At 48.1% G+C, this 1,321-nt stretch carries 2 protein-coding genes; both read left to right on the top strand.

Annotated elements, in window-relative coordinates; all coding sequences use genetic code 11:
• On the top strand, positions 1-186 hold a 186-nt coding region (locus tag NW820_RS06655), incomplete at its 5' end, for a hypothetical protein (protein ID WP_414407035.1).
• A 64-nt stretch (positions 187-250) separates the two neighbouring features.
• Positions 251-1,321 (top strand): argonaute PAZ domain-containing protein (locus NW820_RS06650; protein WP_414407034.1); only part of this gene is annotated, 1,071 nt, incomplete at its 3' end.

Below are 1,321 nucleotides of genomic sequence, written 5' to 3'. Positions count from 1 at the left end.
TTGGGCGAATACCAACAATTTCTGGTAGAAGCTGTAGAAGTGGTGCCGTTGCGAGCCCGACGGCTGCGCTTCCGCCAGGGGGATCGCAGTGCTGAGTGGCAGGTGGTGGGCATGAGCGGTCGGTTTCAGGCGGAGGCGATCAGCAGAGATTTGGCTCCGCCAGGGTTGTTTGGAGATCCCTCGTGAAGAGCAGGAGAATTAGAGCTTATCCTAGAGATCCTAGAGAGAAACTTGAAACTAGAGTCTGCCAATGAATTTACTCCAGAAGAAAGTTGAGGTTACTCTTAATCGCTTCTTCGTTAAGAGGCTAACTCAGGAGGATCTCACCTTCTACGGATACCATTGCAAGCCAAACCCTCTCCCCGCTCCGGGGGAAGAGCACAAAGCCCTCGCAAGGGTTTGTAATCAGCTAGGTGTAGTGGCTGTTCCTCTAGAGGGCTGCATTATAGCCCGGGAAAAGGTTGACCCCGATAAACTTAAGACAAAGGACGGGGAACTAGAGGAAATTGGACAGAGAGTTCTAAACTGCACCAATGTCCAAGAAAAAGATGCCCTCGAAAGCTTTGAGCGTAGGAGGCTACGGCTGTGTCTCAAATCTTTGTACTCTGGGAAAACCGAAGTTGAAACATCAGGAGGCAGCTTACTTTGGTGGAAGAAGGAAGAAGTTGATTGTGGAGAGGGTTGGAAAATCCACGAAGGAAGAAGAATAGATGTTGTTGTCAACCAGGACAGTGAGCTGTACATAGAGATAGATGTTCAGTACCATTTCTACACGCCATGGACCTTGCATGAGTGGCTTGAGAACTATCCAGATGTCCCGATCCAGTGGGTCCAGAATACATACGATAAACGCCAGACTTGGGAATATCTGGGTATCCTTTCCAAACAGTCGCCGTGGGAGATTCAATTGCCAGAGCTGAACATGAGTCTAGCGGAGTATCATTTGCAGAAGCACAGTGCACCTAGAGAGGAAGTGGAAAGCTCCTGGGTAGTCGAAGTATCTTCAGGTCGAGGGTGTTTTCCCCATCTGTCTCGAAGGCTATCGCCTGTCTTAACTTTGGAGATGCTGGCCAGCATAGAAGATGCCAGAAATCCTGGTAAAAAAGTCAGTGCTTCGGTCATCGAGCATTCTAGAAAAAGTTTAGAATATAGACTTCAAGGGTCTAAAAAAGTTGCAGAGACTATCATAAGAAGAATCTACAAATCTCCCATTGCTCAAGAGAGAATTCAGCCTCTGAAAATAGAGGGCTATATCCTGCCAAGGCCAAGACTACTGGGTCGCAACAATCAAGCAATCGAGAACCCAGCCAGAGTTAGGTAC

It is taken from the genome of Synechococcus sp. R55.7, assembly GCF_047461955.1.
In the GTDB taxonomy this organism is placed as follows: Bacteria; Cyanobacteriota; Cyanobacteriia; order Thermostichales; family Thermostichaceae; genus Thermostichus.
This window is presented reverse-complemented; position numbering and strand designations above follow the sequence as displayed.